Source organism: Pseudomonas sp. S3_A03 (assembly GCF_054668275.1).
Map to the genome: position 1 here is coordinate 4,088,266 of NZ_CP162753.1, position 12,413 is coordinate 4,100,678.

At 61.5% G+C, this 12,413-nt stretch carries 16 protein-coding genes; 11 read left to right on the forward strand and 5 right to left on the reverse strand.

Annotated features, from left to right (window positions below):
* The first annotated feature begins 70 nt into the window (after window positions 1-70).
* The 6 genes from AB4O25_RS18750 to AB4O25_RS18775 all read left to right on the forward strand — a co-directional run bounded on the left by AB4O25_RS18750 (window position 71) and on the right by AB4O25_RS18775 (window position 5,749).
* Window positions 71-1,021, forward strand: a complete 951-nt coding sequence (locus AB4O25_RS18750) for a choline sulfate utilization transcriptional regulator (protein ID WP_065879205.1) — start codon at window positions 71-73, stop codon at window positions 1,019-1,021.
* Window positions 1,022-1,052: 31 nt separating this feature from the next.
* Window positions 1,053-1,379, forward strand: a complete 327-nt coding sequence (locus tag AB4O25_RS18755) for a DOPA 4,5-dioxygenase family protein (RefSeq protein ID WP_017528704.1) — start codon at window positions 1,053-1,055, stop codon at window positions 1,377-1,379.
* A gap of 165 nt (window positions 1,380-1,544) precedes the next feature.
* Window positions 1,545-2,504: a 2-dehydro-3-deoxygalactonokinase gene (locus tag AB4O25_RS18760; RefSeq protein WP_137220074.1), complete on the forward strand. Its 960-nt coding sequence runs from the start codon at window positions 1,545-1,547 to the stop codon at window positions 2,502-2,504.
* A 1-nt stretch (window position 2,505) separates the two neighbouring features.
* On the forward strand, window positions 2,506-3,132 hold the full coding sequence (locus AB4O25_RS18765; protein WP_116078027.1) for a 2-dehydro-3-deoxy-6-phosphogalactonate aldolase: 627 nt from the start codon (window positions 2,506-2,508) through the stop codon (window positions 3,130-3,132).
* A gap of 42 nt (window positions 3,133-3,174) precedes the next feature.
* Window positions 3,175-4,323, forward strand: a complete 1,149-nt coding sequence (gene dgoD / locus AB4O25_RS18770; RefSeq protein WP_003170741.1) for a galactonate dehydratase — start codon at window positions 3,175-3,177, stop codon at window positions 4,321-4,323.
* A gap of 115 nt (window positions 4,324-4,438) precedes the next feature.
* Window positions 4,439-5,749, forward strand: coding sequence for an MFS transporter (locus AB4O25_RS18775; protein ID WP_116078025.1), 1,311 nt, complete (start codon window positions 4,439-4,441; stop codon window positions 5,747-5,749).
* A gap of 39 nt (window positions 5,750-5,788) precedes the next feature.
* Here the strand turns inward: AB4O25_RS18775 and trpA are convergent, their stop codons facing one another.
* On the reverse strand, window positions 5,789-6,598 hold the full coding sequence (gene trpA / locus AB4O25_RS18780) for a tryptophan synthase subunit alpha (RefSeq protein WP_065879202.1): 810 nt from the start codon (window positions 6,596-6,598) through the stop codon (window positions 5,789-5,791).
* A complete protein-coding gene (gene trpB / locus AB4O25_RS18785) occupies window positions 6,598-7,824 on the reverse strand; it encodes a tryptophan synthase subunit beta (protein WP_017528709.1) in 1,227 nt (408 codons plus the stop codon). Before trpB ends, trpA begins: the two co-directional genes overlap by 1 nt.
* A gap of 110 nt (window positions 7,825-7,934) precedes the next feature.
* On the opposite strand from trpB, the gene AB4O25_RS18790 reads away from it, so the two are divergent.
* Window positions 7,935-8,831: a LysR family transcriptional regulator gene (locus AB4O25_RS18790; RefSeq protein WP_017528710.1), complete on the forward strand. Its 897-nt coding sequence runs from the start codon at window positions 7,935-7,937 to the stop codon at window positions 8,829-8,831.
* Here AB4O25_RS18790 and AB4O25_RS18795 read toward each other — a convergent pair.
* Window positions 8,828-9,154, reverse strand: a complete 327-nt coding sequence (locus AB4O25_RS18795; RefSeq protein WP_003170746.1) for an ElaB/YgaM/YqjD family protein — start codon at window positions 9,152-9,154, stop codon at window positions 8,828-8,830. The two genes, AB4O25_RS18790 and AB4O25_RS18795, sit on opposite strands and share 4 nt — an antisense overlap.
* 155 nt (window positions 9,155-9,309) lie before the next feature.
* On the opposite strand from AB4O25_RS18795, the gene AB4O25_RS18800 reads away from it, so the two are divergent.
* Together AB4O25_RS18800 and AB4O25_RS18805 are read left to right on the forward strand one after the other, a co-directional pair.
* Window positions 9,310-9,525, forward strand: coding sequence for a dodecin (locus AB4O25_RS18800; RefSeq protein ID WP_003170747.1), 216 nt, complete (start codon window positions 9,310-9,312; stop codon window positions 9,523-9,525).
* A gap of 115 nt (window positions 9,526-9,640) precedes the next feature.
* Entirely contained in the window at window positions 9,641-9,865 is a 225-nt protein-coding gene (locus tag AB4O25_RS18805) for a DUF1161 domain-containing protein (RefSeq protein WP_017528711.1), read from the forward strand.
* 65 nt (window positions 9,866-9,930) lie between these two features.
* Here AB4O25_RS18805 and AB4O25_RS18810 read toward each other — a convergent pair whose 3' ends face one another.
* Window positions 9,931-10,932 carry an LLM class flavin-dependent oxidoreductase gene (locus tag AB4O25_RS18810; RefSeq protein WP_017528712.1) on the reverse strand — a complete coding sequence of 334 codons (1,002 nt, stop codon included), beginning with the start codon at window positions 10,930-10,932 and terminating at the stop codon, window positions 9,931-9,933.
* A 218-nt stretch (window positions 10,933-11,150) separates the two neighbouring features.
* Here AB4O25_RS18810 and AB4O25_RS18815 point away from each other — a divergent pair, with 218 nt between their 5' ends.
* Window positions 11,151-11,582, forward strand: a complete 432-nt coding sequence (locus AB4O25_RS18815; RefSeq protein ID WP_065879200.1) for an OsmC family protein — start codon at window positions 11,151-11,153, stop codon at window positions 11,580-11,582.
* Between the two features lie 144 nt (window positions 11,583-11,726).
* Window positions 11,727-11,966, forward strand: coding sequence for a DUF1161 domain-containing protein (locus tag AB4O25_RS18820; protein ID WP_017528713.1), 240 nt, complete (start codon window positions 11,727-11,729; stop codon window positions 11,964-11,966).
* Here AB4O25_RS18820 and AB4O25_RS18825 read toward each other — a convergent pair whose 3' ends face one another.
* Window positions 11,967-12,389, reverse strand: a complete 423-nt coding sequence (locus AB4O25_RS18825; protein WP_065879199.1) for a PA0061/PA0062 family lipoprotein — start codon at window positions 12,387-12,389, stop codon at window positions 11,967-11,969.
* Window positions 12,390-12,413: the final 24 nt, after the last annotated feature.

Here is a 12,413-nt window from a genome sequence, read left to right on the forward strand (position 1 = left end):
CAGTGAGCATGCAGCCCATGGAAAATGGGGTAAAGCCCATGAAAAGCAATGTCTAGGATAAGCACAGCTTATGTATGAAGCCCTTGGCGATGTGTCCCTCGACCTGCTGCGCGCGTTTGAAGCCGCAGCCCGTCATCGCAGCTTTACAGCGGCGGCCATGGAGCTGGGCACCACCCAGCCGGCGATCAGCCAACAGATCAAGCGCCTCGAGGAACAACTGGCGATTCGCCTGTTTGATCGCATCTACCGTGGCATTGAGCTGACCGACGCCGGCGCCTTGCTGTTCGAGCATGTGCAAGGCGGTTTGCAAACCATCAACCAAGGTCTCAGCGCGATCACTCAGCAGGACCAGCACGAAGTGCTGCAAGTGGCCACCGACTTTGCCTTCGCCGCCTATTGGCTGATGCCGCGCCTGCATCGCTTCCACCAGGCCAACCCGCACGTGGATGTGAGCCTGGTCACCAGCGAGCGCAACCATGCCACCTTGCGCAGCGATATCGACGTAGCGGTGCTGTTTGGCGATGGCCGTTTCAAACAGGGCGACAGCCTGTGGCTGTTCAACGAAGAAGTATTTCCGGTGTGCAGCCCGCAGTGGCTCAAGGACCAGGCCACACCGCTGACCTTGCACAATTTGCACGATGTTCCTTTGCTGCACCTGCGCCAGGAAAACAACAGCCAATGGTTCGATTGGAGCGGTGTATTCCGCGAACTGGGTATCACCGCCGCCCCCACGCCTGGCCAACTGCGCTTCGATAACTACACCTTGCTGATCCAGGCGGCGATTGCCGGCCAGGGCGTGGCCATTGGCTGGCGGCATTTGGTGGATAACCTGCTGGAGCAGAACTGGCTCTGCCGACCGATCAGCAACACGGTCATCTCGCGTTTCGGCTATTACGTGGTGCAGCCCCAGCGCAAACGTCGCGGGCAGTTGGTTGAGCGTTTTGTCGATTGGCTGGTGGCGGAGCAGGCCAGCAGCGCGCAGTCATTGACCGGGCTGGCCCTGCCGTCGATTGCGGTCTAGCATCTGGCGCACAGTGGATCCGGAGTTCCTCATGCAACGTATCAAGGGCTATCACGCCCACATCTACTTCGATGCCAATACGATCGATCAGGCGCGCAGCCTGTGTGAAGACGCCGCAACACTGTTCCCGTTGCGCATGGGGCGCGTGCATGAGCGCCCCGTCGGCCCGCACCCGGACTGGAGCTGCCAGCTGGCGTTCGACGCCGAATACATCGGCGTGGTGCTGCCGTGGCTGGCGCTGCATCGCGATGGGCTGGTGGTGTTCCTGCACCCTGAAACCGGCGATGAGCTCAAGGACCACACCGATCACGCCATCTGGCTGGGCGCGATGCGTACGCTGGATCTGTCTGTTTTTTAACCCTCTTCTCGATGTGCAACCCCTCAACTTCTGTGAAGGAGAGCGGGATTTCTGCGGTCGTATCCCAATATATGGGATTGATATTTATATATTGAGATGTCGCCAGGCTTAGGTTTATATTCGCCCATCTGCTTTTTTCAGCACCCACTCATTTCAGGTGAAGCGATGCAGGCGCAATTGATCGCGCTCGATTGGGGAACCAGCTCCCTTCGTGCTTACAAACTCGGCCCCGCAGGCGTGGTGCTGGAACAACGCTCACTGGCGTCAGGCATCATGCATCTGCCCACAGAAGCCCGGGAGATCGCCGGCGTGCTGTGCAGCGATGGCTTCGAATTGGCCTTTGATGCGGCCTGCGGGGATTGGCTCGACGCTGAACCTGGCTTGCCGGTGATCGCCTGCGGCATGGTTGGCAGTGCCCAGGGCTGGAGCGAGGCGGCGTATCGCACTACCCCAGTCGATGTCGCAAGCCTGGGCCAGGCACTGCACAACGTGCGCAGCCTGCGCGGTGTCGAGGTGCATATTGTGCCCGGTGTGATCGAGCAGGTCGGCTTGCCCAATGTGATGCGCGGCGAAGAAACCCAGGTGTTGGGTGTGTTGCAGGGGCTGGGGGCCGAAGTGTTGATTGGCCTGCCGGGCAGCCATTCCAAGTGGGTCGAGGTGGTGGGCGGCCGCATCACCCACTTCGACACCTTTATGACCGGCGAAGTGTTCGCGGTGTTGAGCAAGCACAGCCTGCTGGGCCGTACCCAAAAGCCTTCCGAGACATTCCAGGCCGCGGCCTTTGACCGGGGCGTGCAGGTGGCGCTGTCCGACGAGGGCGCGCGGGGTGTGCTGTCGACGCTGTTCAGTGCGCGCACCCTCGGCCTGACCGCCGCCCTCTCGCCGGAACAGCAGCCCGATTACCTGTCCGGCCTGTTGATCGGCCACGAACTCGCGGGCCTGCCGGGCCGCGCAAAACACATGCCGATCATCCTGGTCGGCGCCGCCCCCCTCTGCGCCCGCTATCAACGCGCCCTCGCCCTGTGCGGCTTCGCCCCTGTCAGCCTGGCGCAGGAAGCCACCGAGCGCGGCCTGTGGCAACTGGCCGTGGCGGCCGGGCTCATTCAACCTGTATCGGAGGCCTGACATGCTCAAGCAAGCACTCGCACAAAACGGTTTGATCGCGATCCTGCGCGGTGTACGCCCGGACGAAGCCAAGGCTGTCGGCCAGGTGCTGTACGACGCCGGTTTTCGCGTGATCGAAGTCCCGCTCAATTCGCCGGACCCTTACACCAGCATCCGCACCCTGCGTGACAGCCTGCCCGCCGATTGCCTGATCGGGGCCGGTACGGTGTTGACGCCTGAACAGGTTGAGCAGGTGAAAGCCGCTGGCGGCCAGGTGATCGTCATGCCCCACAGCGATGCCAAGGTACTGTGCGCGGCCAAGGCGGCGGGCCTGTACCTATCGCCGGGTGTGGCCACGCCCACCGAAGCCTTCGCCGCATTGGCCGAAGGGGCCGATGTGTTGAAGCTGTTCCCGGCCGAGCAAATGGGCCCGGCGGTGATCAAGGCGTGGCTGGCGGTACTGCCGCAGGGCACGTTGCTGCTCCCGGTGGGCGGCATTAACCCGGACAACATGCAGGTGTTCACCGACGCCGGCGCCAAAGGGTTCGGGCTGGGGTCCGGGTTGTTCAAGCCGGGCATGACCGTGGATCAGGTCGCGAGCCGCGCCCAGGCGTACGTCGCCGCCTGGAAAGCCCTGAGCCGAGATTAAATTCCGCGCCCACAGGCGCCGCATCGATAAGAGAGATAACAGATGAAAATCACCAAACTGACGACCTTTATCGTCCCGCCGCGCTGGTGCTTCCTCAAGGTCGAAACCGACCAGGGCGTGACCGGTTGGGGTGAGCCCGTGGTCGAAGGCCGCGCTCACACCGTGGCCGCTGCCGTTGAGGAACTGTCCGACTACCTGATCGGCAAAGACCCACGCAATATCGAAGACATCTGGACCGTGCTCTACCGGGGCGGTTTCTACCGCGGCGGCGCCGTGCACATGAGCGCGCTGGCCGGTATCGACCAGGCGCTGTGGGACATCAAGGGCAAGGCCCTCGGCGTTTCCGTCAGCGACCTGCTCGGTGGCCAGGTACGCGACAAGATCCGCGTGTATTCGTGGATCGGTGGCGACCGCCCGGCCGACACCGCCCGCGCGGCCAAAGAGGCGGTGGCTCGTGGCTTTACCGCCGTGAAAATGAACGGCACCGAAGAATTGCAGTTCGTCGACAGCTTCGAAAAAGTCGACCTGGCCCTGGCCAACGTGGCGGCCGTGCGTGATGCGGTCGGCCCTAACGTCGGCATCGGCGTCGACTTCCATGGCCGCGTGCACAAGCCCATGGCCAAGGTGCTGATGAAGGAGCTGGACCCGTACAAGCTGATGTTTATCGAAGAGCCCGTGCTCAGCGAAAACTACGAAGCCCTCAAGGAACTGGCGCCGCTGACCAGTACTCCGATCGCCCTGGGCGAGCGCCTGTTCTCGCGTTGGGACTTCAAGCGTGTGCTCAGCGAAGGCTATGTTGACATCATCCAGCCGGATGCTTCCCACGCCGGCGGCATCACCGAAACCCGCAAGATCGCCAACATGGCCGAAGCCTACGATGTGGCCCTGGCCCTGCACTGCCCACTGGGCCCGATTGCCTTGGCCGCTTGCCTGCAACTGGATGCGGTTTGCTACAACGCGTTTATCCAGGAGCAAAGCCTGGGCATTCACTACAACGAGAGCAACGACCTGCTCGACTACGTACGTGACCCCGGTGTGTTCGACTACGACCAGGGCTTTGTGAAGATCCCCAACGGGCCGGGCCTGGGCATCGAGATCAACGAGGAATACGTGATCGAGCGCGCCGCCATCGGCCACCGCTGGCGCAACCCGATCTGGCGCCATGCCGACGGCAGCTTTGCCGAGTGGTGATTCCCTCCTGAAGGAACACGGTTAAACATGTGGCAGGGGGCTTGCTCTCTTCCACATTTTGATTCGGTTTCATCAGTAAGTCCGTCCTCAATAAACATAAAAAGAGGCACTTCCCATGCACCCTGAATCCCTCACCGGACAGGCTTCTTTAGTCACGCCTAGCCGAAAGCGCTTTTTCATCATGGTGCTGCTGTTCATCACCGTGGTCATCAACTACCTCGACCGCAGCAACCTGTCGATTGCCGCCCCGGCGCTCACCAGCGAGTTGGGCATCGACCCGGTACACGTCGGCCTGATTTTCTCCGCGTTCGGCTGGACCTACGCGGCCATGCAGATCCCGGGTGGCTGGCTGGTCGACCGCGTGCCGCCGCGTATCCTCTACACCGCCGCGCTGCTGTTGTGGTCCATCGCCACGGTAATGCTCGGCTTTGCCGCCAGCTTCATCGCGCTGTTTGTGCTGCGCATGGCCGTCGGTGCGTTGGAAGCGCCGGCTTACCCGATCAACAGCCGTGTGGTCACCACCTGGTTTCCCGAGCGCGAGCGCGCAACGGCGATTGGCTTTTATACCTCCGGGCAATTCGTCGGGCTGGCGTTTCTCACGCCGGTGCTGGCGTGGCTGCAACATGAGTTCGGTTGGCACATGGTGTTTGTCACCACCGGCGGCGTCGGCATCCTGTGGGCGGTGATCTGGTACGCGGTGTACCGCGAGCCAAAGGATTTCAAAGGCGCCAACCAGGCTGAAATCCAGTTGATCCGCGACGGCGGCGGCCTGGTGGACATGCAGGCGCAAACGGCCAAGGCACCGTTCAGTTGGGTCGATCTGGGTATCGTGCTGAGCAAGCGCAAACTCTGGGGTATTTACCTGGGGCAGTTCTGCCTGAACTCCACCTTGTGGTTCTTTCTGACGTGGTTCCCGACCTACCTGGTGAAATATCGCGGCATGGACTTCATCAAGTCCGGCCTGCTGGCCTCGTTGCCGTTCCTGGCGGCGTTTGTCGGTGTGCTGTGTTCCGGGGTTTTTTCCGACTGGCTGATTCGCCGGGGCGCCTCGGTGGGCTTTGCGCGCAAGTTGCCGATCATTGGCGGGCTGTTGATTTCCACGGCGATCATCGGCGCCAACTACGTGGACTCGACGGCGTGGGTGATTGCGTTCCTGGCGGTGGCGTTCTTCGGGAACGGGCTGGCGTCGATTACCTGGTCGCTGGTATCGACCCTGGCACCGGCACGGTTGCTGGGCCTGACCGGCGGCGTGTTCAACTTCATCGGTAACCTGTCGGCGATTGCCACGCCGATCGTGATCGGCTTTCTGGCCAGCGGCGATTCGTTTGCGCCGGCGATCACCTACATCGCCGTGCTGGCGTTGTTGGGGGCGCTGTCCTACATATTGCTGGTGGGCAAGGTCGAGCGGATCAAGCTGGACCAATAAACGGCGGCGAGGGAGCAGGCTCCCTCGCCACGGCAAGCCTTACTTGCGTGCGTTGCGCACGCCTTCGGCCAGCGCCGCGCAATGGCTCAACACGCCATCAATCGCCTGCTGTTCGTTGCCGGCGTTGGCGATGTGATCGATCAGCGCCGAGCCCACCACCACGCCGTCGGCCAGGCGCGCGATGGCCGCCGCTTGTTCCGGCGTGCGGATACCAAAGCCGATGCTGATCGGCAGGTCGGTATGGCGGCGCAGGCGGGTCACCGCTTCTTCGACGTGTTCCAGGGTGGCGGCACCGGCGCCGGTCACACCGGCGACCGACACGTAGTACACAAAGCCGGAGCTGCCGTTGAGGACGGTCGGCAGGCGCACGTCGTCGGTGGTCGGGGTGGTCAGGCGGATAAAGTCGATGCCGGCGGCCTGGGCCGGGTCGCACAGCTCGCCGTTGTGCTCGGGCGGCATGTCGACCACGATCAGGCCGTCGACGCCGGCCGCTTTGGCGTCAGCGATAAACGCCGGTACGCCGTATTTGTGGATCGGGTTGAAGTAGCCCATCAACACCAGCGGGGTGTCGTTGTTGTCTTTGCGGAACTCGCGGACCATCTGCAGGGTTTTCGCCAGGTTTTGCTTGGCTTCCAGCGCGCGGATGTTGGCGAGCTGGATGGCTGGGCCGTCGGCCATCGGGTCGGTGAAGGGCATGCCCAACTCGATCACGTCGGCGCCGGCGGCCGGCAAACCCTTGAGGATCGCCAGGGAGGCGTCGTACCCCGGGTCGCCGGCGGTAACGAAGGTCACCAGGGCGGCGCGGTTTTGTTCTTTAAGCTGGGCAAAGCGCGTTTGCAGGCGGCTCATCAGTGTTTCTCCTGCTTGGACTGTTCCATGTGGTGCATCACGGTCTGCATATCTTTGTCGCCACGGCCGGACAGGTTGACCACCATCAGGTGATCCTTGGGCAGGTTGGGTGCGCGTTTGAACACTTCGGCCAGGGCATGGGCGCTTTCCAGTGCAGGAATAATCCCTTCCAGGCGGCAGCATTTATGGAAGGCTTCCAGGGCTTCGTCATCGGTCACCGAGGTGTATTGGACGCGGCCGATATCATGCAACCAGGCGTGTTCCGGGCCGATACCTGGGTAATCGAGGCCGGCGGAAATCGAGTGGGCGTCGATGATCTGGCCATCGTCGTCTTGCAGCAGGAAGGTGCGGTTGCCGTGCAGCACGCCCGGTACGCCGCCGTTGAGGCTGGCGGCGTGCTTGCCGGTTTCGATGCCGTGGCCGGCGGCTTCAACGCCGATGATCTCTACGCTGGTGTCGTCCAGGAACGGGTGGAACAGGCCCATGGCGTTGGAACCGCCACCGATGCACGCCACCAGGCTGTCCGGCAGGCGGCCTTCCTGGGCTTGCAACTGAGTACGGGTTTCTTTGCCGATCACCGCCTGGAAGTCGCGCACCATCGCCGGGTACGGGTGCGGGCCGGCCACGGTGCCGATCAGGTAGAACGTGCTGTCGACGTTGGTCACCCAGTCACGCAGGGCTTCGTTCATTGCGTCCTTGAGGGTGCCGGTGCCGGCGACCACGGGGATCACTTCGGCGCCCAGCAGCTTCATGCGGAATACGTTGGCCTGTTGGCGCTCAATGTCGGTGGTGCCCATGTAGATCACGCATTGCAGGCCAAAGCGCGCCGCCACGGTGGCGGTGGCTACGCCGTGCATGCCGGCGCCGGTCTCGGCGATGATGCGTTTTTTGCCCATGCGCCGCGCCAGCAGGATCTGGCCGATGCAGTTGTTGATCTTGTGCGCGCCGGTGTGGTTGAGCTCTTCGCGCTTGAGGTAGATTTTGGCGCCACCACAGAACTCGGTCAGGCGCTCGGCGAAGTACAGCGGGCTCGGGCGACCTACGTAGTCGCGCTGGAAGTAGGCCAGCTCCTCGTTGAACGCCGGATCGATCTTGGCCGCTTCGTATTCGCGGGCCAGGTCGAGGATCAACGGCATCAGGGTTTCAGCGACATAACGGCCGCCAAACGCGCCAAACAGGCCGTTGGCGTCGGGGCCGTTGCGTAGATCGGTCTGGGACTGAGTCATGAGACGCTCCAGGGAAGAAGGGGTGTAGGAAACAATGAGGGCCACTCTACCCCTGACGCGCAAGGGTGAAAACCGATAAGATCGCCGCAACCCGTCAGGAAAACTCACAGATGAGCCGCGACCTTCCCCCCCTTAATGCCCTGCGTGCGTTTGAAGCCACCGCGCGGCTCAACAGCGTCAGCCAGGCTGCCGAGCAACTGCACGTGACCCACGGGGCAGTGAGCCGCCAGCTTAAAGTGCTGGAAGAACACCTGGGTGTCAGTCTGTTCAGCAAGGATGGGCGAGGCATTAAACTCACAGATGCCGGCGCTCGGCTGCGTGATGCCAGCTTCGAAGCGTTTGAGCGTTTAAGGGACGTGTGCGCTGAACTCACCCAACGCAGCGCGGATGCGCCGTTTGTGCTGGGTTGCTCGGGCAGTTTGCTGGCGCGCTGGCTGATCCCGCGCTTGGGCCGCTTGAACGCCGACCTGCCTGACTTGCGCCTGCACCTGTCGGCGGGCGATGGCGACCTGGACCCGCGCCGCCCTGGGCTGGACGCTTTGCTGGTCTTCGCCGAGCCGCCCTGGCCGACGGATATGCACGTGTATGAACTGGCCAGCGAGCGTATCGGCCCGGTGATGAGCCCGCGTTTTGCCGGTTATGAGCGCCTGCGCCGGGCGCCGGCATCAGCCTTGTGCGGCGAAGCGTTGTTGCACACCACCTCGCGCCCGCAGGCCTGGCCTATTTGGGCGCGGCAACACGATATGGCGCCCGATGCGTTGAAACACGGCCAGGGTTTTGAGCATTTGTATTATTTGCTGGAGGCAGCTGTCGCGGGCTTGGGCGTAGCAATTGCACCGCAGCCGCTGGTGGCAGAGGACCTGCGTGCGGGTCGCCTGGTGGCGCCGTGGGGTTTCAGTGAAACCCCGGCGCACCTGGCGCTGTGGCTGCCCAAGCGCGCCGCGGACGGGCGCGCTCGGCAGTTGGCGCAGTGGCTCAAGGCTGAGTTGATGCGCCAACCGACTTAGTCACCGCGTTTGCACAGCAGGTAAGCCGCCAGCAGGCCCAGCGCGCCAACAGCGACACCGGCTGTAGTCCATGGGTGCTCCTGGGCGTAGTCGCGAGTGGCAACGCCGGTTTCGCGGATTTTGACTTTGCTTTCTTCGTAGGCGTCGCTGATCAGGTGGCGCGAGTGCTTGAGGGCATTCTCGGCGTTGCTTTTCAAGGCCTTCAGGGTCTTGCGCGACTCATCGGACGCATCGTCCTTGAGGCTCTCAAGGGACTTGAGCAGGCTCGAAATCTCGGCTTCCATGCTTTCCAGCGATGCTTTGCGTAAAGAAGTATTGGCCATGTGGATCTCCTGAAGTGATTGAGTGGCGTGTGTAGATACCGACTCCAGCGGTCTCAGAAAGTGCAGTAAATCTGAACTTTCACGTAGGAACGGTCGCCAGAGGCAGTATGAGCTTTGACTGCTAGGCTTTATTGACGACCCTCAGGAGAAACGCTATGTCTGATCATCACACCTACAAGAAAGTCGAATTGGTCGGTTCCTCGACCACCAGCATCGAAGATGCGATCAACAATGCGATTGCCGAGGCCAACAAGAGCCTCAAGCATCTGGAATGGTTCGAAGTGACCGAAACCCGTGGCCATATCGAAAACGGCAAGGTCGCCCACTACCAAGTCACGCTCAAGGTGGGATTCCGAATTGCCAGCAGTTGATCCGCTGAGTTGAACTTGCTGGCTGGCCGATTGCCATAACCTGCGCTACAACGATGGGGCGCCGACACTCAGTGTGTCGGCATGTTGTTTTCTATCAGCGCAAGGAAAGTAACGGATGAAAAAGTTTCTGCTAGCGGTAGGTTTGTTGAGCGTTGCGGGCACGGCCCTGGCGGCGGGCAAGCCTTGTGAAGAGCTGAAAAGCGAGATTGCAGCGAAACTCGACGCCAAGGGCGTTTCGGGGTATTCGCTGGAAGCCGTGGACAAAGGCGCTGCTGCCGACGCAAAAGTGGTCGGTACCTGCGAAGGCGGCACCAAGGAAATCGTCTACAAGCGCGGTTGATCCGTGATGCAGACATAAAATCGACGCACTTGCCCACAGGTGCGTCGATTTTTTTCGCCTGGGGTTCAGCCCTTCATCAACTGCGCCAGCAGTTCGTAGGAATGAATCCGGTCGGCGTGTTCATACAGGTCGCAGGTAAAAATCAGCTCATCGGCGCCGGTTTGTTCGATCAGCACCTCCAGTTTGGCGCGGATCTTTGCCGGGCTGCCGACCATCGCCAGGCCGAGGAAGCTACCGACCGCGTCCTTTTCATGAGGCAACCATAAGCCGTCCATGGTGTTGACCGGCGGGCGCTGCACCAGGCTTTGGCCGCGCATCAGCGCGAGGATGCGCTGGTACACCGATGTAGCCAGGTAGTCGGCCTGCTCGTCGGTGTCGGCGGCCACCAGCGGAATACCGAGCATCACGTAGGGTTTATCCAACACAGCCGAAGGCTTGAAGTGGTTGCGATACACGCGAATCGCCTCGTGCATCAAGCGCGGTGCGAAATGCGAGGCAAAGGCGTAGGGCAAACCGCGCTCGCCGGCCAGTTGCGCACTGAACAGGCTGGAGCCCAGCAGCCACACCGGCACATTGGTGCCGGTGCCGGGCACGGCGATCACGCGTTGGTCCGGTGTGCGCGGGCCCAGGTAAGCCATTAGTTCGGCGACATCTTCGGGGAAATCATCGGCGCTGCCGGAGCGCTCGCGGCGCAGCGCGCGCGCGGTCATCTGGTCGGAACCGGGGGCGCGGCCCAGGCCCAGGTCGATGCGTCCGGGGTACAGGCTTTCCAGGGTGCCAAACTGCTCGGCGATGACCAACGGCGCATGGTTGGGCAACATCACACCGCCCGAGCCGACGCGAATCGTGGATGTGCCGCCGGCCAGATAGCCCAGCAACACCGAGGTGGCCGAGCTGGCGATGCCATCCATGTTGTGGTGCTCGGCTACCCAGAAACGGTTGTAGCCGAACTTTTCCACATGCTGGGCCAGGTCCAGAGAATTGCGCAACGATTGCGCCGGACTGCCGTTGGCCCGCACGGGCACCAGGTCGAGGGTCGAGAACTTCACGTCGGACAGCGATTTCATAAGCCTGCTTCTCCAAGGGGGCGCGCAGGCTTTTAAGACGAACCAAGACCTGCCGCTGCATGTGCATGTTCTATGCAATGAGGGCATATACCCGAGATTCAATAGCCGGCAGGAAAATTTCCTACTGAATTGCTAGGTCTCTCCTACAGGGTGAACTTTGCCAGCGCTTCTATCCTCAGAACTCTACTGACGCAAAACCACCGTTCGAGGAGACCGCTATGAGCATCGTTAAAAAAGCATCTGCGCACTGGGAAGGCGACCTGAAGACTGGCCTGGGTTCCATCTCCACCGAAACCGGCGTACTGCGCGAAGCGCCTTACGGGTTCAAGGCGCGTTTTGAAGGTGGCAAGGGCACCAACCCTGAAGAATTGATCGGTGCGGCCCACGCGGGCTGCTTCTCCATGGCTTTTTCCATGATTCTGGGTGATGCAGGGCTTAAAGCTGACAGCATCGACACCCAGGCTGAAGTAACGCTGGACCAAGTGGATGGCGGCTTCGCGATTACCGCCGTGCATTTGATTCTCAAGGCCAAGATCCCCGGCGCCAGCCAGGCGCAGTTCGATGAACTGAGCAAAAAGGCCAAGGAAGGGTGCCCGGTATCCAAGGTGCTGAATGCGACCATCACCCTGGATGGCAGGCTGGTTAACTGACACGCTTTAATGTGGGAGGGAGCAAGCCCCCTCCCACATTTTAATGCTGCGTTAAATCAGAACTCGCGTTTCCAAACTGTGGTCGAATAGCCATATGCAGCCTAGGCGCACACCCGTGCGCAGTGCATTCAGGGAGCTTCACACATGAAACGTTTTACCTTGGCTATCATCTGCGCTGTGTTGGCCACTTCGGCCGTGGCCGCTCCAAAAGACTGTGAAGAACTCAGGAAAGAGATTGAAGTGAAGATCCAGGCCAAGGCGATTCCGTCCTACACCCTGGAAATCATCACCGCCGAAGAAGCCAAGAACCACGACAGCGCCATGATCGTCGGCTCGTGTGAAAACGGCACCAAGCGCATCATCTACCAAAAAAACAACGACTGATCAGAGACAGTTCACGCTGCGTTCTTCGGCCAACAACTGACGGGCTGAGTCATACAGCCGGATATTGGGCGTGAACGCCAGCGAGCGGCCCTCCAGTACATAGCGCCGGCCGGCCTGGAAGTGGTCGTATTGCAAGGTCATGAAGCAGGTACGGTATTGGAGCGAGCTAAGACCGCCAAGGCCTCCGCCAGTGGGCACCTCAAAGTCAAAGCGCACCATCAGTTCGTGGGCCCCGGGCGGCATTTGGAAATAACGCCCATCATCGAGATTTTTGCCATCCAGACGCTGCGCCATCACCATCTTGGCGCCCGGTGTCGGCGTGATGAAATCGACCCAGGCCTGTTGCGGGTCAGCGGGCGGCACAGAGGTGGACGTACAGGCGCTGATGAGCAGGGCGGCGAGGCAAAGCAAGAGCTGGCGCATGACAGGCACTCGGCGATAGGAAGA

Coding starts and splice junctions, on each gene's coding strand:
- AB4O25_RS18750 (WP_065879205.1), top strand. CDS start 71: ATGTATGAAGCCCTTGGCGATGTGTCCCTCGACCTGCTGCGCGCGTTT.
- AB4O25_RS18755 (WP_017528704.1), top strand. CDS start 1,053: ATGCAACGTATCAAGGGCTATCACGCCCACATCTACTTCGATGCCAAT.
- AB4O25_RS18760 (WP_137220074.1), top strand. CDS start 1,545: ATGCAGGCGCAATTGATCGCGCTCGATTGGGGAACCAGCTCCCTTCGT.
- AB4O25_RS18765 (WP_116078027.1), top strand. CDS start 2,506: ATGCTCAAGCAAGCACTCGCACAAAACGGTTTGATCGCGATCCTGCGC.
- dgoD (WP_003170741.1), top strand. CDS start 3,175: ATGAAAATCACCAAACTGACGACCTTTATCGTCCCGCCGCGCTGGTGC.
- AB4O25_RS18775 (WP_116078025.1), top strand. CDS start 4,439: ATGCACCCTGAATCCCTCACCGGACAGGCTTCTTTAGTCACGCCTAGC.
- trpA (WP_065879202.1), bottom strand. CDS start 6,598: ATGAGCCGCCTGCAAACGCGCTTTGCCCAGCTTAAAGAACAAAACCGC.
- trpB (WP_017528709.1), bottom strand. CDS start 7,824: ATGACTCAGTCCCAGACCGATCTACGCAACGGCCCCGACGCCAACGGC.
- AB4O25_RS18790 (WP_017528710.1), top strand. CDS start 7,935: ATGAGCCGCGACCTTCCCCCCCTTAATGCCCTGCGTGCGTTTGAAGCC.
- AB4O25_RS18795 (WP_003170746.1), bottom strand. CDS start 9,154: ATGGCCAATACTTCTTTACGCAAAGCATCGCTGGAAAGCATGGAAGCC.
- AB4O25_RS18800 (WP_003170747.1), top strand. CDS start 9,310: ATGTCTGATCATCACACCTACAAGAAAGTCGAATTGGTCGGTTCCTCG.
- AB4O25_RS18805 (WP_017528711.1), top strand. CDS start 9,641: ATGAAAAAGTTTCTGCTAGCGGTAGGTTTGTTGAGCGTTGCGGGCACG.
- AB4O25_RS18810 (WP_017528712.1), bottom strand. CDS start 10,932: ATGAAATCGCTGTCCGACGTGAAGTTCTCGACCCTCGACCTGGTGCCC.
- AB4O25_RS18815 (WP_065879200.1), top strand. CDS start 11,151: ATGAGCATCGTTAAAAAAGCATCTGCGCACTGGGAAGGCGACCTGAAG.
- AB4O25_RS18820 (WP_017528713.1), top strand. CDS start 11,727: ATGAAACGTTTTACCTTGGCTATCATCTGCGCTGTGTTGGCCACTTCG.
- AB4O25_RS18825 (WP_065879199.1), bottom strand. CDS start 12,389: ATGCGCCAGCTCTTGCTTTGCCTCGCCGCCCTGCTCATCAGCGCCTGT.